This is a genomic window from Leptospira kobayashii (assembly GCF_003114835.2).
GTDB classification, from domain to species: domain Bacteria; phylum Spirochaetota; class Leptospiria; order Leptospirales; family Leptospiraceae; genus Leptospira_A; species Leptospira_A kobayashii.
In genome coordinates, this window is sequence record NZ_AP025028.1 from 1,065,689 (window position 1) to 1,086,105 (window position 20,417).

Annotated in this window: 20 protein-coding genes; 13 read left to right on the forward strand and 7 right to left on the reverse strand. The window is 40.4% G+C overall.

What is annotated here, in order from left to right:
* Nucleotides 1–18 precede the first annotated feature (18 nt).
* On the forward strand, nt 19–678 hold the full coding sequence (locus tag DI077_RS04685; RefSeq protein WP_109018625.1) for a TetR/AcrR family transcriptional regulator: 660 nt from the start codon (nt 19–21) through the stop codon (nt 676–678).
* 29 nt (nt 679–707) lie between these two features.
* On the opposite strand, the gene DI077_RS04690 is transcribed toward DI077_RS04685, so the two are convergent.
* The gene (locus DI077_RS04690; protein WP_109018624.1) at nt 708–1,745 is read right to left on the reverse strand and encodes a ketopantoate reductase family protein; all 1,038 of its coding nucleotides are present in this window, start codon (nt 1,743–1,745) and stop codon (nt 708–710) included.
* A 117-nt stretch (nt 1,746–1,862) separates the two neighbouring features.
* On the opposite strand from DI077_RS04690, the gene DI077_RS04695 reads away from it, so the two are divergent.
* Complete coding sequence (locus DI077_RS04695) at nt 1,863–2,171, forward strand: ribonuclease HepT family protein (RefSeq protein WP_109018623.1); 309 nt, start codon at nt 1,863–1,865, stop codon at nt 2,169–2,171.
* Nucleotides 2,172–2,191: 20 nt separating this feature from the next.
* On the opposite strand, the gene DI077_RS04700 is transcribed toward DI077_RS04695, so the two are convergent.
* A complete protein-coding gene (locus DI077_RS04700; RefSeq protein ID WP_109018622.1) occupies nt 2,192–3,556 on the reverse strand; it encodes a sensor histidine kinase in 1,365 nt (454 codons plus the stop codon).
* A gap of 132 nt (nt 3,557–3,688) precedes the next feature.
* Here DI077_RS04700 and DI077_RS04705 point away from each other — a divergent pair, with 132 nt between their 5' ends.
* A complete protein-coding gene (locus DI077_RS04705; protein ID WP_341461792.1) occupies nt 3,689–5,266 on the forward strand; it encodes a methyl-accepting chemotaxis protein in 1,578 nt (525 codons plus the stop codon).
* Between the two features lie 2 nt (nt 5,267–5,268).
* Here the strand turns inward: DI077_RS04705 and DI077_RS04710 are convergent, their stop codons facing one another.
* The gene (locus tag DI077_RS04710; RefSeq protein WP_109018621.1) at nt 5,269–5,703 is read right to left on the reverse strand and encodes a carboxymuconolactone decarboxylase family protein; all 435 of its coding nucleotides are present in this window, start codon (nt 5,701–5,703) and stop codon (nt 5,269–5,271) included.
* A 91-nt stretch (nt 5,704–5,794) separates the two neighbouring features.
* Nucleotides 5,795–6,763 (reverse strand): LA_2444/LA_4059 family outer membrane protein, encoded by a 969-nt coding sequence (locus DI077_RS04715; RefSeq protein WP_109018678.1) that lies wholly within the window; start codon nt 6,761–6,763, stop codon nt 5,795–5,797.
* A gap of 91 nt (nt 6,764–6,854) precedes the next feature.
* Here DI077_RS04715 and DI077_RS04720 point away from each other — a divergent pair, with 91 nt between their 5' ends.
* Genes DI077_RS04720 through DI077_RS04730 form a run of 3 tightly spaced genes read left to right on the forward strand, consistent with a single transcriptional unit; the run spans nt 6,855 to nt 9,239 of the window.
* Entirely contained in the window at nt 6,855–7,559 is a 705-nt protein-coding gene (locus tag DI077_RS04720) for an NAD(P)H-binding protein (protein ID WP_109018620.1), read from the forward strand.
* A gap of 12 nt (nt 7,560–7,571) precedes the next feature.
* Nucleotides 7,572–8,186 carry a hypothetical protein gene (locus DI077_RS04725; protein WP_109018619.1) on the forward strand — a complete coding sequence of 205 codons (615 nt, stop codon included), beginning with the start codon at nt 7,572–7,574 and terminating at the stop codon, nt 8,184–8,186.
* Nucleotides 8,187–9,239: a hypothetical protein gene (locus DI077_RS04730; protein WP_109018618.1), complete on the forward strand. Its 1,053-nt coding sequence runs from the start codon at nt 8,187–8,189 to the stop codon at nt 9,237–9,239.
* A gap of 39 nt (nt 9,240–9,278) precedes the next feature.
* On the opposite strand, the gene DI077_RS04735 is transcribed toward DI077_RS04730, so the two are convergent.
* The 3 genes from DI077_RS04735 to DI077_RS04745 all read right to left on the reverse strand — a co-directional run bounded on the left by DI077_RS04735 (nt 9,279) and on the right by DI077_RS04745 (nt 13,060).
* Entirely contained in the window at nt 9,279–10,115 is an 837-nt protein-coding gene (locus DI077_RS04735) for a hypothetical protein (protein WP_242935361.1), read from the reverse strand.
* Between the two features lie 249 nt (nt 10,116–10,364).
* Nucleotides 10,365–12,620 (reverse strand): heavy metal translocating P-type ATPase, encoded by a 2,256-nt coding sequence (locus DI077_RS04740; protein ID WP_109018617.1) that lies wholly within the window; start codon nt 12,618–12,620, stop codon nt 10,365–10,367.
* A 14-nt stretch (nt 12,621–12,634) separates the two neighbouring features.
* Nucleotides 12,635–13,060 carry a hypothetical protein gene (locus tag DI077_RS04745; RefSeq protein WP_135354826.1) on the reverse strand — a complete coding sequence of 142 codons (426 nt, stop codon included), beginning with the start codon at nt 13,058–13,060 and terminating at the stop codon, nt 12,635–12,637.
* Nucleotides 13,061–13,244: 184 nt separating this feature from the next.
* On the opposite strand from DI077_RS04745, the gene cueR reads away from it, so the two are divergent.
* The 7 genes from cueR (at nt 13,245) to lsa20 (ending at nt 20,417) form a co-directional block, all read left to right on the forward strand.
* Entirely contained in the window at nt 13,245–13,631 is a 387-nt protein-coding gene (cueR, locus tag DI077_RS04750) for a Cu(I)-responsive transcriptional regulator (protein ID WP_109018615.1), read from the forward strand.
* 314 nt (nt 13,632–13,945) lie between these two features.
* Nucleotides 13,946–15,913 carry an adenylate/guanylate cyclase domain-containing protein gene (locus DI077_RS04755; RefSeq protein WP_167837070.1) on the forward strand — a complete coding sequence of 656 codons (1,968 nt, stop codon included), beginning with the start codon at nt 13,946–13,948 and terminating at the stop codon, nt 15,911–15,913.
* A gap of 3 nt (nt 15,914–15,916) precedes the next feature.
* Nucleotides 15,917–16,729, forward strand: a complete 813-nt coding sequence (locus tag DI077_RS04760) for a helix-turn-helix domain-containing protein (protein WP_109018613.1) — start codon at nt 15,917–15,919, stop codon at nt 16,727–16,729.
* 44 nt (nt 16,730–16,773) lie between these two features.
* Complete coding sequence (locus tag DI077_RS04765; RefSeq protein ID WP_109018612.1) at nt 16,774–17,259, forward strand: ankyrin repeat domain-containing protein; 486 nt, start codon at nt 16,774–16,776, stop codon at nt 17,257–17,259.
* A gap of 91 nt (nt 17,260–17,350) precedes the next feature.
* Nucleotides 17,351–18,256: a DsbA family protein gene (locus DI077_RS04770; RefSeq protein WP_167837069.1), complete on the forward strand. Its 906-nt coding sequence runs from the start codon at nt 17,351–17,353 to the stop codon at nt 18,254–18,256.
* Nucleotides 18,257–18,291: 35 nt separating this feature from the next.
* The gene (locus DI077_RS04775; protein ID WP_242935362.1) at nt 18,292–19,788 is read left to right on the forward strand and encodes a discoidin domain-containing protein; all 1,497 of its coding nucleotides are present in this window, start codon (nt 18,292–18,294) and stop codon (nt 19,786–19,788) included.
* Between the two features lie 8 nt (nt 19,789–19,796).
* Complete coding sequence (gene lsa20, locus DI077_RS04780) at nt 19,797–20,417, forward strand: LIC11469 family lipoprotein adhesin Lsa20 (protein WP_109018610.1); 621 nt, start codon at nt 19,797–19,799, stop codon at nt 20,415–20,417.

A 20,417-nucleotide genomic window follows, 5' to 3' on the forward strand; every position in this document is an offset into this window, starting at 1 on the left:
CCAAATGAGTCTGATCGTATGGATAAATTGGTCGACGCATCGTTATCCCCTGAGCTCGCTTCCCGGCCTTTCAAGTTTACAAGCCGCCAAGGAAGAAACCGACGCACTCAATTGCTGACGATTGCACTCGAATTTTTAAGGGAAAAATCTCCCGAAGAAATCAGTTTTGCTGATATTTGTAAAAAAGCAAAAATCCCTAGGCCCTCCGCATATCATTTTTTTCCCAACGTGGAAGCCATATTTCACGGAATCAGATTACTCCATGCGGAAATTCTGATAGAAAAATCCGTATCCCTTAAAAATGAAACGTTTGTTACATGGAAAGATTATATTGAAAGATCGATTGAAGTCGGAGTCGAAGTCACCAAAAAAGAAAAAGCGTTTCCCCGATTGATTTACGGTTACCGGGTGAGTCACCCGGAAATGCGCCAAGTGGGACAGGAGTTGGATGCAAGGCTTGCTAATTTGGCAAGAGCCGGATTGGATGAAAGATTTGTGATTCCTTCATGGAAGGACGCGGACCAAGTGTTCGCAGTCGCTTTTTCCATTGCTGATTCTCTTCTCAAACATTCTTACAGAAGTTACGGCGACCTGACTTTTTGGATGGTGGAAGAAACTAAAAAAGCAACGATTGCCTATTTGAGTCAGTACTTGCCCGACAACTGCAAACGAAGATAATTTTTCGTTTGTATATGATCGTTTGATTGTTACATACGGGCAAGCTCTTCCAGAAATGAGATTGCGGGTTTGTCTTTTCCTTCTTCCAGGCTTTTGATTTTTTTTACAATTGCTTCATTTACCGGAGTAATGATTCCCCATTTTTTGGATTTTGTTACAATCTGTCCGTTGAGTTCGTCTATCTCCGTTTTGCGCCCGGCGTCTAAGTCCTGTACCATGGAAGTTCGGATACGATAGTATTTGATCCCGATTGCAAGTAGGATGATATGCCTTAGTAAGAAAGGAAGAGCACCTTTTCCGTTGCCTAATTTTCCTACGGATACCGATCCCGGAACTACTTCTTCCTTGATCCCTATTTTTTCTATGATATTGCGCACTTCGGTCAAAACACGAATGGCTGCGGATCTTCCCGATTTTTTGAAGAACAATTCTCCCAAAGTCAGCTGACAACTTGCGGAAAGGCCGTTGATCACCGAATTGATTCCCAATTTATGCCATCGGAAACCTTTCAAATTGGAGGTGAGGATCACCGGGATATAAGGTTCAAGAGCTTGTTTCCAAAATGATTCCGGGCTGGTTTCGTCGGCACCACCAAGGATCAACGCTCCCGCATTCGATTGAAAGTAAACTCCGTCGGATAGTTTTTGCGTATTCCATCCTACAACACCGCCTAATATTTGATCTGCGTTAACGGAGACTATTTCTTCGGGAAAACCGTTTTGGATCAGTACAAATCTACCCCCTTTTGCTAACAGAGGCAGGGATTTTTGAATGGATTCTTCCAGGTTCGCCGATTTGGCTCCTAAGATGATATAATCAAAGTTATCTTTTGTTTCCTCTAAGGAAGAAGTTATCCCTTCGAAGGAAATAGGTTCTGTTTCCCCGGAACCGAAACGGTACCAAAGCGGGTTCGTGAGTAATTCCGATTTTCTTTTTGCATCCCTCGTGAGAACAAAATAGGGAACTTTATTACGGGATAAAGCGCGTGCAATGCTTAGAGTGATTGCGCCCATTCCCAGGATGGCGATTTTAGGAAAAACGTTCTGAGTCGTGTTACTGTTTTGCATGGCGAATCGAATGGAAAAATTGTATCAATCGGTTTGTTCCGTTCAATGAAAATTTTTCTCAGGTTCGGCAAGAATTGGCATTTTCCATAAAAAGAACAATGAGGTGGGGATTGAATTATGTTTTCTGAGTTGATTTTCTTTTGCGGCGAATTGGAAAATTTTATCTATAAAAATCAAATCCAGGAATTTTCCGATGAAAACGACGATGCCTATTATGCGGAACAGTTTTTGGGAATGATTCATAAGGAATCCTTGAAGATCCCTCAATCCGAAAAATTAAAATATCCGAAAGTTCCTTGGGATAAAATCGATTCCTTTTGGGCGAAAGATCTCGCCCGTGCTTATGAATATATTGATAAAAAAATGTTATATTCCATTTGCGCTTATGAAATTCCTAAGATCAAGAAAGAATTGAAACCTAATTAGGGTTATGTTGTAATATCCGTTTAGCTGCCTGAATGGCTTTCCTGTTTCAAAGGAAGTAAAATCGAAATTGTATTTCCCGTGGATTCGCTCACTTCTATCCGAAGAGATCCTTTATTCAGATTTGCAAACTCTCTGCACAATGAAAGTCCGAATCCAGTACCTAACTCTCCTATAGTACCAGCTTGGGAAATGACGGATTTTCCCTTGATTATGTTCTGCATAATCGTTTCGCTGAGTCCGGTTCCACAATTGGAAATGGATACAACTCCGAAATCTTTTTCATGTGAAGTCCTGATCCGTATCTCTTTTCCTTCCGGAGAAAATTTAATCGCATTGGAAATCAAATTTCTTAGGATTGTAGTGACGGTTTGTCTGTCACAAAATACGAATTCATCCTTTAATTCCTTTTTTATGGAAAGGTGTTTGTGTAACGCCTGTTTTTCGTGATGACGTATGGATTCGGAAACAAGGTCCTCCAGATTGTTTTCGGAATATTGCAAATGAAGTTGATTCTTTTGATTTTTTGCCCAAGCCAGAAGACTTTCCAATAGTAGAAAACTGCGACTTGCTTCATCCGCCATGGAAGGTAACATATCCGATTTTGACTCTTCGGAAAGAATCTCCAAAGAAGTTTTGAGTCCTCCGATCGAACCGCGCAGATCGTGTCCGATTACGGAAAACAAAGTATTCTTCATTGCATTTGCATCAATGAGTTCCGTTTCCAAACGTTTGTTTACAAGCAAGATAAATGTAACGATAAGTAAAAATATAACCGCCATTGTTATGAGGAGATAGATACCTTGGGAAGATCCCATATGCAGATAATCCGTTTCCGATTCGTTTATACTATAATAATTAAACAGTCGCAGTATAAATGTTATAGATAAGACTCCCATTCCTATTCCGATTGTTTTTGTGATCGTATAATTTTTACCGGAAGGGTGCAAACAAACAAACGCCTGCCAGATACTTGCGATCATTCCGAAGGAAGAGAAACTGATCAATTTCGTTTTGGCGTTCGTATTTGTTACTGTCACAAAAGTAATGATCCCAAGCGTAAGTATCAAATAGGTGGGCCAGGTAGGGAGCTTGGACTCTTTCAGTTTTTGAATCCCATTTGTTGTAAAAGTAAAACTAACTAAAATGAATGTATTGCCGCCGATATAGGAGATGTAATCGGGAATGATATCTTTTAATCCCGCGAGAAGTGAACCGAGCGTCAGAAATAAAATTCCAAAGAGCCATGTGGAAACACCTTCATACCTTTTTTTAGTTTCGAGCATGCTCCAAAGCAAAAGGAAGGCAAGCCCGCAGATCGTGGCATAACAAAAGTATAAGGTGCGTATATCCAAATAAAAATTCATGAAGGTAACTTGTGAAAGCATAGGATAAATCCTAGATTTGAATCGTAAAGTAAAAACCGGAATATAAATTATTGATTGCAAATGGGCCAGGGTAAATGATCCACTAATGTCTTATTTTTCTTTTGCCCGTGGGGCAGTTAAGGTAGGTAAAATTTGCACGCACAGATAGAACAGATCGAAGATTTATGGATTAAGGGAAAAATCATTATCAATCGAATCCGTTTTGGGCTGGTGATTCTTTTCACATTATCTTTGGCAGGCGCTAAAGATGCATTTCAGCCGGTTATGTTCCAAATACATAGTTGGGGAACGGTGATCATGGCAATTTATTGCCTGGTATCCTATGTCTGGCAAAAAAAAGGGAATCCTCCCGATTGGTTTCACAAATCACTCGTGATTTCGGATATCATCATTCTTTCTCTTACAATCATTTTGGATTCGGCACTCGGAACAGTCGAAGCGAAATCGGCTTTGTCCAATATTGTTGTTTATTTCATTTATTTTTTTATCTTAAGTTATTCCGGATTTTTAGGGGACAAACGGTTTGTCTTGGTCACATCCATTGTGGGAGCCTTAGGTGCAAGTATCGGACTTTTTGTTGCAGTGAAGATCGGGGGAATTCAGCTCACGGACAAACCTGATCTTTCGTCAAAACCAGGTTATGCGGGACTTTCTACCGAGATCTTAAAACCTATTTTTATTTTCACCGGCGGATTGATTGTATCCATACTCGTAAATTTGTTCAATAAGATAGGAAGAATAGGTTCTGTCAAAGCGGAAGAGGCGAAAAAATTATTGGATAATAATAACGCAAACAGGGATATCATTAAAAACTCTGCGGAACAGTTGGAACATTCCATCGGTGCCTTTAGTAATTACGTATCCAACACTTCCAACAAATTGGAATCGCAAGCAGCCTCGCTCGAAGAAATCACTGCTGTCATCGAAGAACTTTCCAGTTCATTTATTTCCAACTCCAATTCTATTGAAGATCAAAACCAAAAGGTGAAAAAATTATCAATAGATTCCAAAGAGTTGAAGTCGATTGTAGAAACTATTTTTCAGTATAGCAAGGATTTGGTGAAAATCGCCGAAGAAAACAAGGCTGATACGGAAAACGTAGCTCAAGTTTCCGAAAAGACCAGTCGGTTTTTGGAATCGATTCATTCATCGTTCGATAAAGTGGATGAGATCAATAAAATCATGGCGGAAATCGGAGACAAGACCAACTTACTCGCATTAAATGCTTCTATTGAAGCGGCGCGGGCCGGAGATGTAGGTCGTGGTTTTGCGGTAGTTGCTACGGAAGTCAGTAAATTAGCCGATTTCACCGCAAAAAATGCGAAAATCATTGCGACTGTCGTAGCCGAATCCAGAACCTATATCCGTGAAGCTACAAGTGCATCCACTAGCACGGGTAATTTGACTAATTCGCAAATAGGCAAACTCATCCATACCTTGGACAAAATCACAGAGATGAATCAAATGTATGACAAACAAAAACGGATTATAGAAAATTTTTTATTGGAACTTTCCGATATTGATGCACTTTCCTCCAGTATATCGGTCAGTACTACGGAACAGATCCAAGGTCAAAAGGAAGCGAGCAAAGGAATTCAATCTTTGGAAGCGGAAGTAAACGAAATATCAAGAGCTTCCCGCGATCTGGAGGACAATATCCATTCCATCCGAAAACAATCGCAAGAGTTGCTCTTGATGAGTAAAAACTAAATCTACACTCCCATACCGGTAGATACGGCAATTCGATTCCAGGAATTGATTGTGTTTATGAGAAAGATAAGAGAAACAAACTCGCGTTCGTCGAAATGTTTCCTTACTTTTTCATAACATGCGTCACTAACTCCGTTTTTGGAAATTAAAGTCACTTCTTCCGCAAGCTCCAATGCCGCTTTTTCTTTATCCGAATAAAAGGATGCTTCTCTCCAGGCATTGAGTAGATAGATTCTTTTTTCTTCTTCGCCCGCCTTTCTAGTGTCCGATGTATGCATGTCTAAACAAAAGGCACAGCCGTTGATTTGAGAAACACGGATTTTGATGAGCTCATAGAGTTTCGGTTCGATTCCGCTTTTTTGCGCAAATTCTTCGTTTTTCAGCATAGTTTGAAATGCTTCAGGATAAGCTTTTGTGTGATTAAATCTTGGGTTCATTGTATTTTCCTGAAAGGAAGACGAAAGCGGTTTGTGGGTTTGTGACAGAGGAGTAAAAAAAATCGAACGGGTTTTCTAAAAATTCGCATTTTTAGAAATGAACGGAACCTCCCAAATAAAATCCTTTTAGAGTCTCGAAATTTCCCGATTGAATAGGCTTGGAAATGGAAGGGAAGCCGGATAGGGAAAAATCATTTCCATTCCACTGAGAATTAGAATAGTTAACATTAATTTGGTGAAAATGAAGATAACTGAACTTGGATTCAATCCGGTTGTATCCGATATAGAACTTAAAATTTTCGGCAAACCGGTAGCTCAAAGATAGATCCAATTCATAACCGCGATAGATTCCTTCCGTTCCTGCCGTGTCTATGGGAAGAGTGAATGTCTGTGAATTCAAAATCGGATCTTTTACAAAGCGGTTTCCTTGCGTATAAAATCCATCCAAACCGACGGAAAATTGAATTTCGGAAGTGATGGAATAAACGGATTTGATCGAAAGCTGCGGTCCGTATGTGAAAAAATATTCCTGAAAGGCTCCTTCGCCTAAGTAATTTCCGTATTTGTATTTATTGATATTTCGAATCCCGCCTCCCGAATAAAAGTTCCAATCTTTCCCGAAGGGAAACTTAAGATAGGCGTTTGCTTTTAATTCTGATCGTGTGACGGGCTTTAAATATTCTCTGGTCATTGAGATTTGGTTTCCGTCGGTTCGTAAAACGAGACTATTCGGGTTTACGATTTCCATTTCAAAATAGGAAATTTCCAGTCTGTAATTTTTTTTATAGTTTTCGTAACTGAATACAAAGGGTATCAGTACTTTGGAATTTTGGCTGAGTTTTCCCGTATTGGAAGTTTGGTTAGGGGGAGGATTTTTTGTCAGGGAAGTATATTCGTAAGGAGCGAAATCATAAGTTTGTCTTTTGAGAAGTAATTCAAACGAAGATGTCTTTTCTTTTTTAACTGTGTTTTCCACCCCATTCTCTTCTCCATAAAGAGAGCAAACGCACCAACCGAATAAGAAAAGAACGACCCAAAAGTAAGAAACTCTAAAATTCATAGACCTGATATACTCTTGACATAAAATCTTAAGAGAGATAGATTTTCTTGTCCATTGAATTTCAATCGAAGTAAAAGGAAGGATTTCCGTCATGAGTGGAAAAAAGAGAATCTTGATGCTAGGTGCCTCCGGTGCTGTGGGAACGGAGACTTGGAAAACATTGTTTTCTTCAAGCAAAGTATCTCATTTGACTTTTTTAGGTAGAAAAAGAATAGAAATAACAAATCTGCCAAATTCGATTAACCTTATCCAGCATAACATCGATATTTTGAATCCTTCCTCGTATTCGGATTACCTTCCCGAACATGAAACCGCAATATGCACATTCGGTGTCGGTGAACCTTCCAAGGTGAGTCGGGAAGAGTATGTTAGAATTGATAAAGATGCGGTCTTGGATTTTGCCAAAACGTGCAAATCGCAAGGTATAAGACATTTTTTACTTTTAGGATCGGTGGGAGCCAATAAAAAATCTTCCTCTTTTTATTTGAAGACCAAAGGTGAAATTGAAGAAGGGCTTCGCGCATTACAATTCGATGTTTTAAGTTTGTTCAGGCCTTCCATGATACTGACACCTAGCAATCGTTACGGAAAAATACAAGCTGTGTTTTTATTTCTCTGGCCGAAAATAAGTCCTTTGTTTTTCGGCGGATTTTCTAGTTTGCGTGGAGTGCTTGTTTCCGATTTGGGGAAGGCGATAGCACAAGTCGCCTTGACCGAAGAAATTACTTCCGTTCCCAAAACTACGATCTATCAATGGGACGAATTCCAGGAATTGGCAAAGATTCCTATTGTTTAAAGGAGAAAACCGATGCTTTCCGAAGAAATGTCGTATCATATACGTTATTTGGAGTCTAGACTTTCCAAATTGAAAAAAAGTCCTGAATTGAATTCCTATCAAATTCCGATTTATGAAAAAATCATCCTATTTGCCAAAGAGGGAGGGTCTTATGAAGAGTATCTGGAACGACTGGGAGAGTTTGCCGATTTTTTTCCTGTGGCACGTTCCGAACATCTGGATCGTTATAAATCCATCATCGAACTTTATGAATCCGTCGGTTTGAAAGAATTTTCCGAATCAGCAAACAATAAATATACGATTGCAAAATCGTGTCAAACTTACAGTGATTTGGCTACGAAACTTCCCATCGGAATCAAATTGGAAAATACCGCTTCGGAACGGTTGAACTCAGCATGTTTATTTTTAAATTATCTAGTGGAGTTGCAAATCAAACCGGAAAAAAAAGATAAACTTCATTTTGCCGCACTAGTTCGGGAAGAATGGGAGAAAATCAAAAACTCTGATCCGGATTTCGGTTTTGAATCTTTTTTTCAAAAACCTTATGTATATATAAACGTATTTCCGAAGGACAAATTGTTTCAATTGAAACGAATATTCGAAGAAATCATAGGGAGCACAGGTTAGATGGAAGAAGGTTTGCGCGGCTTAATAGACGGATATAAAGCGGGGATCAATCCTTATCTCGATCTACTTCCCAAAGAAAATAAGATCGTTTCGGAAGTTGAGGCTTTGATACGAGATATGGAAGAACTGGCGGAGAAAAATTCGTATACCGAGTTTATGGAAAAAGCATCAGCCAAAGATTATTTCAATCGAATCATCGGTTATTATAGCAAATTGGCATTGGAACAATCCAAATTATCTCCCAAAAGAACTACGATCCCCACACCATCGGAGATTGCAAAAGGATATCATCTTGCTTATGAGTCTTTGCCTAAAGATGTAAATTTATCCGAAACCAAAATCGTCTATGAGAGAGTATTTCAGTTGGAAAAGGAAAGTAAGACAGGCCCTGAGTTTTTGTGTAAACTGGAAGAGGAAGACTTATTTTTGGAGATGTCCAGATCTCATTTAATGGAAGTAATGCGGAACGGATTGGAAAAAATGCTCCAAAGCGGAAGTGATTTTTCTTCCGATGGAAAGGGGGTTGTTTCCAATCCTCAGATGGAACATTATTTTCAGCGAATGCAAAAACAAATGAAGGAAGCGCGTTCCCTGACAGAATTGGAATTCAATGCACTCCTTCGCGCGGAGGATTCCCGGTTTTCCAACTTGTGGGATACTACCTTTCTGAATGTAATTTTCAACGCTCTAATGAACCCTCTTATTTCTTGGAGAATGAATCCCTCCGAGGAACTGAGAAAAGAAGTGGAGGCCGCCTATCTTTACTTAAACGAATTTTGGGGATTGGATTGGGAAAGTTTGTTCGGAATTTCCAGGGTATCCGAATTTTTTGAAACCGCAATTTTCGGGGGAAGCGGAGGGCAATTGAAATCGCAAAATATTCATTCTGCGATGGATTTGAAAAAGGATTTGGAAGCCTGTTTGCTCAAATGTTTGAAAGGAAAATCGTTATCAGGCGGAGTCTTTTCTGCAAATGCAAAAATTTTCTTTCGGGGAAAGGAAATTCAAATGAAGGAAATTAAACAAGCGCTTGGTGATACAACATTGCCTTAAATCCCGGAAACTTTTTTCCGGGATAAAGAGATCGGGAAATTATCGAACAATCACCCATTTCCCCGCAATTTTTCCCAAATTGAGAGGTAAGGCGGCTCCTTTTTTAGCTGTGAGGATGGGATCTCCTTTAGCGGTTGTTAATATGCCAATCATCCCGTTGCAGATGGTTCCGAATTTTACATTTTTCTTTTCCAGTTTCCAGCTGGATCCGATTGCCTTGATCATTCCTTCCAACGCCTTTTTTTCCTCTTCCGGTTGGTAAGGAAAATACCTGGTTTCGGAAGTGTCTTTGGCGCGGAACTCGATAAACGGATATATCTGTTTGGGATCTTTACTGTTTAATGCCTTTGAGAAGGAGTCAACGAATTCCAAAGCGGACTTTTTGGTATCGGAGTTCCATTCTATTTTTTCCGCCGACTTCCAAAGGTTAGATGGAGGAAGAAAGGGGGGAGTAAACTCGATCGTTTTCTCCAAGGGCAAAACAGAATCTTCTTTTTCTTCCCATTCGAAATTTGTAATTTCTTCTCCTTCGTCAGGGAATTGGCCTTGTTGTCCGACGAGTAAACGAATGGATGCTTTTTTACCAAAGGAATCTTCTTTTTTGCCTTTGCGTGGAGAAATTTTGATTTTGATTTCGTTTTTCCCGGGAACAGTCCAAAAGTTTACATCCGCTTGACCGGAAATATCGGTGTCTTTCGAACTTGATACCGTATAACCGTTGTATGTTACATCCAGATTGATGGAATAACCTTTATACAGTATTATGTAATAACCAGAGATAGGTGGTTGTTTCGGAGCTGTATTTTCTTCTGCAAATTGCAGATTTGAAATGAAAAAAGCAAAAAACAGAATGGCAGATAAGCGGATATTTTCCATGAAAACCTCTGGTTGGGAATTGGAGAAATAAATTGACCTGGAAATTTTAAAAGTCAATCGGATTTAAAATAAGAAATTCCGGTAATCTCCGGCAAAAAGGCGAACTTTTTAGAATTATTTTACCGGGAAGTGGAAATGGGTTTGTGAAATTTGCGATGTTGTGGTAGGGGTTTGGGGAGCGGCTTCCCACGAACCGCTCCTCCCCACCCAGTTGATATAGGGCGGGGGCTCCCCATTCCCCCTTGCGAATTATGTCTCTTTCCTTCCTCTCAGCCGAAGAGCATTCAATACGACAGATACGGAACTCAAGGCCATGGCGAGGCCCGCTACCCAAGGAGCAAGCAAACCCGAGGCGGCAACAGGAATTCCAATGGCATTGTAGGCGAATGCCCAGAATAGATTTTGTTTGATGTTTCGAACGGTCGCTTTACTGATTCTGATAGATTCAACTAATCTTTGTAAATCGCCTTTTACGATTACGATTCCAGCAGTTTCCATTGCAATATCTGTTCCGTTTCCCATCGCAAAACCGACGTCAGCTTTAGCAAGAGCCGGAGCATCATTGATTCCGTCTCCCGCCATCCCTGTCGCTCCGATTGAATTTTGAAAATCGGAAATAAGATCCAATTTTTCATTCGGGCTTAAAGATGCGTGGATTTTAGTAATCCCCACTTGATCAGCAACTAACTTTGCAATTTTTTTCAAATCTCCGGTCAATAACACTGGTTCGATGCCAAGTTCTTTTAGATCACGTATTGCTATTTTGCTTGATTCTTTGATTTTGTCTTCCAAGGCAAATAAAATCCATGAGGACTTGGAACCGTCTAATTTACCCCAGACGATCGACTTCCCTTTTTCTTCCCAGGATTTACCGATTTCCAGAAGTTCTTCGGGCGGTTTGCCGCCACTTTCCAAAAGATAATCCAATTTTCCGGCCAATATGAAATCGTCTTCAACTCTAGCCCGAATTCCTCCTCCGGGAACCGACTGAAAATCTTTCGGTAAAAGCATATTTATCCCTTTGGACTTTATAAATTCTACGATTGATTTTGCTAACGGATGTTCGGAGGTAGATTCCGCAGAAGCAAATTTCGAGAGAATCGACCGTTCTTCGTCTCCGAACGTTTTGTAATCGGTGACAATCGGACTTCCTTCCGTCAAAGTTCCCGTTTTGTCAAATGCCAATACTTTCAAGTGGGCTGCGGTTTCCAAACTTTCCGCATCTCGGATTAGAATCCCCGATTTTGCGGCTCTTGTTGTTCCAACTAACAAAGATACAGGTGTGGCTAGCCCCAAGGCACAAGGACATGCTATGACAAGAACCGCAATCGCTTTTTCCAGAGCGGATCCTATATTTCCGGGTTCCAAATAGAAAAAACAAATTAGAAAATCTATCGCTGCGATACATACGACTATCGGAACAAATACGGATGAAATACGATCCGCCAATTTTTGAATGGGTGCTTTAGAGGTTTGCGCCTCCTCAACGGATCGAATGATGGAGGATAAAACGGTTTGGTCTCCCACTTTTGTTGCTTTGAAAAGCAAGGAACCGTTTCCGTTGATCGTTCCTCCGAGAACGGAGTCGCCTATCTTTTTTTCAACGGGAAAACTTTCTCCGGTTAACATAGATTCGTTGGTGTCCGAATGCCCTTCCGTAACGATCCCGTCCGCCGGGATTTTTTCTCCCGGACGGATTTGAATGATGTCACCGGGCTTTAAAAATTCTGCGGGAACTTCTTCAAACGAATTTCCTTTTTTAACGGAAGCGAAATTGGGTTTGAGACCTAACAGAGATTTAATTGCCAATGAACTTTTGTGTTTTGCAATTGTTTCTAATAGTTTTCCGCCCAATAGAAAAGTCAGAAGCACTGCCGAGGTTTCATAATATAAATGAGGTAGAGATGAATGTTCCGCGTGAATCGGATTCGAATTTGTCTGTAGATACCAAAGTACGGTCATCGCCAAACTATAGCCGAATGCCGCCGAAGTTCCCAATGCAACTAAAACATCCATATTGGCCATTTTGTTTTTCAGAGAACGATAAGCTCCTTTGTAAAAAGGAAAACCGATCCAGAATTGGATCGGTGTAGCAAGTGCAAGTTGAAAGAAAGGGGATAACAACCAACCGGGAATCGGAATCCAGGATAGTGCTTTGAAATGACCTACCATCGTATAAAGTAGGGGAATGGAAAAAAGGCACGATATGAAAAAACGAATCTTCAACCGGTTCTTTTCTTTTTCCTGTTCCGATTCATGAGATGACGGATCGGATGAATTGTGTTTTGCTGCTTTATAACCCAAAGACTCTACTATTTTAAGCAGGTCTTCATTTGCAACCTCAGGGCCATGTTTCACAAATGCGGTTTCCATTGCAAAATTGACTCTTGCTTCCGTGATCCCAGGAGTCTTTTGTAATCCTCTTTCAATCCGAAGAGCACAGTTGGCACATGTCATTCCGTAGAGATCCAGGGTAACGTTTGTTTGTTTTTCAGAACTTTCCATAAAAGAATCTCCTTTCAGTGTTTATGATTTTGTTTTTCTATAAATCGGAAAGGAAGGGGATATATCACTTCGATTCCTTTCGCATTTTCGCGGGAAGAGCTCACGATTAATTTCGCATCCTTCTCGATAGGTTTCTCGTTTCCAAAGCAGTAAAAATGATCCGGATGAGTTTCGCATTTCAGATTTTCCCTTCTACCATTGGACTGAATCGCCACATTTACACTAGAATTTTTAGTAATCGGATTCTCGAAATTGAGATCTAGTAATAACAGTTTGAATTTTTTATCTCCTAAGGAAATTAATTCGGTATGAAATGCTCCCGGCATTCGGATTTGTCCTCCGTTGGGACCTGGTTTGTTTTCCCCGTGAGCAGCAAGATTTCCCGTAATACTTGCTATCATCATTGCTATAAGGAAAGCAGGATGGTTTATAATTTTCATAAGATAATCTCCTTGGTCTATGAATTGTTTGATTCAATTCTCAACCTTCCCATCATGGGAAGGTCAAGAGGATATGGAAAAAAAGTATGGTTTTTGAAAAAAAAAGATTTAATTATTCTTACAAACCTTCTAATGATAGGAAGGTTGTAAAAATCTATTTGTTGGAAAATCGGGGAGATAGATCGTGAATATCGGAGAAGTAGCAAAGGTATCGGGAATCAATTCCAAAATGGTTCGTCATTATGAATCGATCGGACTCATCCCTAAAGCGTTTCGTGCGGAGTCGGGTTATCGGGTTTATTCCGAGAGCGATGCACATATTTTGAAATTCGTAAAGAAGGCGAGAAACCTGGGTTTTCCTTTGCAGGATATTAAAAAATTAGTCAGTCTTTGGCGCAATAAATCAAGGGCAAGCTCGCAGGTAAAGGCACTTGCCATGCATCATTTAAAAGATATGGAAACCAAAATCCAGGAGTTGCAAGCGATGGTGTCCACGTTAAAACATTTAACAAAAAATTGTCATGGGGACAATCGACCGGATTGTCCGATCCTTACCGGGCTTGAAGACTGATCTTATCGTAAATGATTTGTTAGTTGGATTTCGGTCGTTTCCTTAGATACCGAACTTTATAAATTTCTCTAGGGAGAATCCCTAGACATAAGAAAGATAATTTGAATTGCAATTAATCCAAACTATATTGTAATGCTCTCCGCATGCCCCTTCTCTTTCTCGCGATTGTTTCATTTTCCTTTAGCTGTTTACAAATTGCATCCAAACCCTCCCCGAAAATCGAATCCGGGGTTTTAGACTTAAGGCAATGGAATCTTTCCCGGGACGGATCCGTGGTTCTACAGGGCCAATCCGAGTTTTATTGGGAGGAGTTTTTGTCACCGGAAGACTTCAAAAAGAAAGAATCCGAAAAAAAGAAAGAGATTCCCCATTTTAAATACATTCCGTCCGTTTGGAACGGAACCTTGGTGGATGAAAAAAAGATCCCGGGACATGGATACGCTACCTTTCGTTTTAAAGTCCTAGTAAATCCGGACGATGTAAAGGAGTTGGCCCTTAAACTTTCCGATCAGGGACATGCATACCGGATGTATTTGAACGGACAACAGGTTTTGGAATCGGGGAAAGTTGGCCGCACCAAAGAAGAAATGAAGCCTGAAATGAAACCGGCTATCTTTCGTTTTGCGACAACCGGACCAGAGATGGATTTTATCTTTCATGTTTCCAATTTTCATCATAGGGCGGGCGGGCTTCGTTATGAAATCAAGCTGGGTGCGGAAGACAGAATACTGGAAGAAAGACAGACACGTTATCTGATCGAATCCTTTTTATACGGTGGGTTCTTCATCATAGCTCTTTATCATTTTGCGATTTATTCCTTTCGGAGAAAAAACCCCACTACATTTTATTTCGGAGGATTTTGTATCACAGTGATGCTTTATTCTGCCGTTACGGGGGAAAGATTATTATATCATTATCTTCCAGATCTATTCGGTTGGAGTACAAAGTACAAGATAGAGTTCATAACGATTTCTCTAATGACTTCTTTTTTCACCGCTTTTTTCGCGGAACTCTACCACGAAGATAAATCAAAACTAAGATATATTATCAACCTTGTCATAGGGATCAATCTTGCCTTTATCGTATTTACCCTGTTTGCGGAGCCTGTTGTTTTTACGGAAATGCTGAACTTGCTTGATATATCAAGAGTTATGTTGAGCTGTTACGTGATCTACGGATTGTTTCTCTCGATTAAACACAAAAAAGAAGGAAGCATTCTTTTTTTAATGGCTATCCTGTTTGTTTTTGTATGCGGCATCAACGATAGTTTGACAGGTCGATCGATTATCAATACTCCTAGAATTCTGAGTTACGGATTGACCTCTATGATTCTTTTGCAGGCGATCATGCTGGCAAAAATTTTCACAAATGATTTTGTGACTGCGGAAACTCTTACGACTTCCCTGTCGCAAACTAATAGAGCTTACAGTCGATTTGTTCCCACCGAGTTTCTGAACCTTCTCGAAAAAAAATCCATATTGGACATTCATTTGGGAGATCATGTACAAAGAGAGATGACTGTTTTGTTTTCGGACATACGTTCCTATACCGCTATGTCCGAAAAAATGTCTCCCAGCGAAAATTTCCAATTTGTGAATTCCTATCTCAATAAAATAGCACCTGTTATTGAAAGTAATCACGGTTTTATAGATAAGTATATCGGAGATGCTATCATGGGTCTCTTCCCCGGTGACGCAGATAATGCAATCCAAGCTTCCATTTCCATTCAAAAAGAAATCGGAAAGTACAATCTGTCCAGAAAAGACCTGGGAACGAATCCTTTGAAAGTAGGAATCGGTCTTCATACCGGCAATCTGATTTTGGGAACTATCGGACACAATGAACGGATGGAAGGGACTGTAGTTTCGGATTCTGTAAACCTGGCTTCCAGGATTGAAGGACTGACCAAATACTATGGAAGCAATATTCTGATCAGTGAAGATACGTTTCATTCCTTGAAAGATCCTCAGAAGTATCATGCGAGACTTTTGGACAACGTAATGGTAACAGGCAAAGAAACCAGTATCTTCGTCATCGAAATTTTGGACGGTTATGAGAAGGAAGACTTGGATCGGTTTTTATCCACCAAAAAAGATTTTGAAATCGGTCATATTTTGTATAAGGAAAAAGCATTCAACGCAAGTATTGATTTCTTCAAAAAAGTTTTGGAAGCAAATCCTATCGATTCCGCTTGCGCTTTCTATCTCAAACGAGCTGAATTTTATGATGCTCATGGCGCTCCTCCAGAATGGGAAGGAATAGAAGTTTTTGCTGAAAAATAATAGATGACTCGGTTTTTTGCACCTTCCGAAAAACTTTCTTCTTATGTGAAAGAGTACTGGGTTTGGGAAAGTGTAAACACAAAAGATTTGCCTTGGATTTTGCCTTCCTATGAACCGGAATTGGTATTTCATCTGGGCGTTCCGCCGAAAGTTTGTTTCGATGAATCTCCGCAGATTCAACTAACAAACGTTCACTGGGTCGGTCCTCAGACCAGACGTTGGAAACTGGAATCCGATTTCCCGGTGCAAGTGGTATCCGTTCGTTTTTTGCCGGGTGCGATATACGAGTGTTATTCGATAAAAGGCAATGAATTGACTGACTCTTTTTTTTCTGCTGAAAAATATTTCAGAGGAACGGATATCAATTCATTTCGGAACGATCTGTCCGTGACCGATGCGGCAAATATCGCCGACGTATTGAATTTGTTTTTAACGGAAAATCTGCAAAATAAAGAGGACATCCCTCCTTATATTCGGTTTGCTTTGATTCGTTTGATGAAAGAGCCGGAAAAAATAACAGATCTCGCAAACGGATTGCAGATTTCCCGTAAACAATTGGATCGTAAATTCAAGGAAGTTTACGGTCTTTCTCCGAAAGACTTCCGCAAGATACACCGTTTGCTTTCCATGATTCGAAATCCGATTCATTATAAAAGTAGAAACGAACATTCTAAATTGACCGAACTTGCCCATCATTTTGATTACTCGGATCAATCCCATCTCATCCACGACTTCAAGAATATTTCCGGTGTCCTTCCAAAAGAATGGTTTGATTTATACGAAAAAATGTCTCATTTTTACAATTCCGATCCTTAGATTCGGATTACCCTTATCGAAAGATAAGTTTAAGGAAGATAAGAATGTTCGCTTTTCGCATCGGAAAACAATGGCTCGGTCTCTTGTCTGCTTGGACCCAGAGAAATAGATTTAGAAATTTAATTAAATCTATGTTAGATGGAGACAGGCGAAGGTTCGATGTCCTTTTGGATGTATTGAAATCGGATACGGGATTCGGACATTCCGCTCCGCTTCTTTTGGGACTTGCTGCGGTGGAGACGGAAGACCCTTATTTTTTAGAAACTCTTTTGTCTTCCGGTCTCGATCCGAACAGGCCAAATGAACAGGGAATTTTCCCTCTCCATACTGCCGTTGAGAATGGCAAAAAAGAATCGGTTCTTATACTTTTGATTCGTGGGGCCAACCCGGATGTATGTGACCCGGACCAAGTGACTCCTTTGCATATTGCCAACAGTTATGACGGATTAGGCGAGATTTCCGATTTGTTACTCGAATACGGTGCCAATCCGAATCGGAGAGATCGATTGGGGAAAAGGTATTTGATGTAAACGGTTCGGTTTTTATCTTGAAGTCTTCCTTCGTATTTTTATTCTTTTGGAAATGGTTCGTCTTTATCTTTTTTTTCTACAGGTCGTCTGTATGTTATTGGTTTTTTTCCATTGCACAGAAGAATCAAAAACTTCAGAACTTTATTTTCCACAGTCTCTTCCCGGAGAGATTTCCATTAAAACCACTTTGGGAAAAGAAGAAAATCTGAGAAAGTTACAATCCGTTTCCAAAGGAAAAGGATTGAGCTTGGAAGAATGGAAAGACTTGGAAAAAAATAAAATCGATGATTCTCAGATTAATCGTTATTATGCGAAAGAAAAAACAGGCTCTTCCGGCTTCGATGTTTCCATTGATATGATTGATAGCAAAAGAGAAGGGATCCGCCGCAGACTTGCCTGGACACGTATTTTTAAAATGGCGAATGTATCCGTTTCTTCGGATGAGTCTTCCTATTTCTCACTTTCCAAAATCAATTTGAAAAATGCAATCAGTTCGGGAAACTCCGATCATCCCAAATGGACGATTGTGGAATGGAGTGATTTCAATTGTAGCTTTTGCCGGAAGAGTCATCCTGCGTCGGCGGCGATCCGCAAAAAATACGGAAAGGATATTTTGTGGATCAAAAAGGATTACCCTTTGGAGGCCGATACGAAAGAAGGATTATTGGCATTAAGTGTTATGCGATGCGTACATTCCGAACGGCCCGCACTCTATTGGCAAAGCCTGGACTCCGTTTATGAACTGAAAAACTTTTCGGTAACTTCGATGCAAAAAAAGCTGGAAGCAAGTTCCGTTCCCGGAAATGTAATAGAATTTTGTACATCGGAAGAATCCGTCTCCCGATTTGAGGAAGTGGTAAGAAAGGACCATTCGGAAGCAGTTTCCATAGGTGTGAGCGCCATTCCAACGATCCTTGTGAACGGAAGATTTGTTGTAGGTGCACTCAGCTTTGTTTCTTTTGAAAAAATCCTGAAAGCCACTCTCCCTTCCAAATAAATTTCTTGCCAATTCCCAGGGAGAGGTATCCCCTAATGAAGCCTATATTTTTCTACGAGGTTGCAGGATTTATGCGATTCTTTAAAATCATTCCTTTCCTATTTCTATTTTTATTCACAATTGCTTGTGGTAAAAAGATTCATTTCTCGATGGTCACGGCGACTTCCATGGACAACGGACTTCCATTCCTTGTGTTAGACGGTAAAAAGTGGAATGCAGAACCGGGTGCAGAATTCGTAAAAGTTCATTTTTATGCGGATGAACCTTTTTCCTTGAGTAAAGTGAGTTTCGAGTCCTGCAATGGGAATTTCAAAGACCGTGTCGCAGCTTACGTTAACTTTGATGAGGTTTACGGAAGCACGGATGTTGAAAAATCAAACGCCGAAGTTGTTTTCGAGCCGGTCGTACAAGCCCGTTCCGTTACTTTGAATTTTCAAAGAAACCTGGATGTATGTTTGAAACAGGTCAAATTTTTCGACGAAAAGAAAAAAGCATACAGAACTTATACTCCCGAAATCATTAAAGGCGCAGCTACCGCTTCGGAAACTGCAAGCCCCGAAGCCAGTTATAATGTTCTCAATCTGTTCGATTCCAAATATGAAAATGCTTATGCTTCCGTAAAAGGCGGCAAAGGAGTGACTCTGAACTTTGATTTCGAAAAAGAACAAGAGATCACAAAATTGAAATTTTGGAACGGATATCAAAGATCCGATGTTCATTGTATTAAAAACGGACGGATCAAGGATTTCATCTTAACAGGTGACAACGGTTATTCGGCAAAACTTTCCATCGAAGATTCCATGGGAAGCCAGGAAGTCACACTTCCCAAACCGTTCGAAGGAAAGAAACTGACTCTCACGGTAGACTCGTTGTACGAAGGTTATTCGGAAAAGGGTTTCGTATTATCCGAACTTCGTTTCGGAAATGACGACGGTTGGTTTGCACTGGATACTCTTCCCAAATCGAAAGACCTTGCTGCAAAGAACTTCGACTATTTCACAAAGGCATCTTTGAGAAAAGTGCTGAACCGGGGTCTGACCGGACGTGAAGTGACCGAAGTCGTGGAAGGAGCAGTCACCGATTTGCCGGAAGGCGCATCTCCCGAAGTGCAAGTGGAAGAAAATGTAGATCCGCCTTCTTCTTCCGATTGGACCATTCGTTTGCGTTCCGATGGAACTTTTTTCCTGGAAGGGTCCACTCTGCGTACCAATTACGAAGAAGGTCAGGAAAAATCACAAAAATTTTACGGTATGGGAAATTATGAAGTGAAGTCGACGGAAGGCGGCAAGATCGACTTACGCATATTCGGTTTTCTTAGAAAACAAGCATTCACCAGTTTCCTGGATTACGGAGAAGGGGATTGTAACGGTTGCGGTAGAGATTGTAATATCGTAAAAAATCCCGATCCGAACAATACGGAAAAAATCTTCCAAGAGTTCATCACCTTGCAGGCTCGGGGAAAAAATTATTATCTGACCAATACAAAAAAACAGAACTTGGATTTTTCCACGTTGGAGTTAAGTCTGGAATAATTCATCAAATGACTCTATCTTCTTATCCGTTTCGTTTTTTACTTTTTTCGCTTTCCCTTTCTCTCTTCGCTTTTTGCGGGGAGGGAAACCAGGATTCACATAACCATAATCAGGTGGCGGCTGCTCCGAACACTCCTGTCAAGAGTAACTCGGTGGAAATTGAAATCGCTTGGCAGTACACTCAGATTCCTTTGAAAATGGAAATCCGGGAACCGTCCGGTTCCCAAAGTCTGGCGCTTTGGACCACTGGTTCCGTTGCCTTTGGAAAGCCCGCTCCTTTTTCGACACCGATCCAAGATTCCAAAATCCTGTTAAAGCCCGGCGCGAAAAAACAATTTCTCTTGGTTATGAAAAATGAAACCAAGGAACCTGTGTATTTTTTTGCAGCTCCCCACCAGGCCCATCCCGTAGAACATAGTTTTGGTTTTAAGTTCAAATGTTTATGTGTGAATCATGCTTTTACGGTTCCCCCGGGAGAGTTTTGGTACAGAGTTGTGGAGATCCGATTGAGTCCTGAATTCCTTGGGGATAAATTGTCTCTAACACATAATGTCATAGGCATTACAAAGGAACGAATGTTAGATTTTGAGAAGGGGTCCGCAAAGTCCTTTACTACGGAAATGGATTGA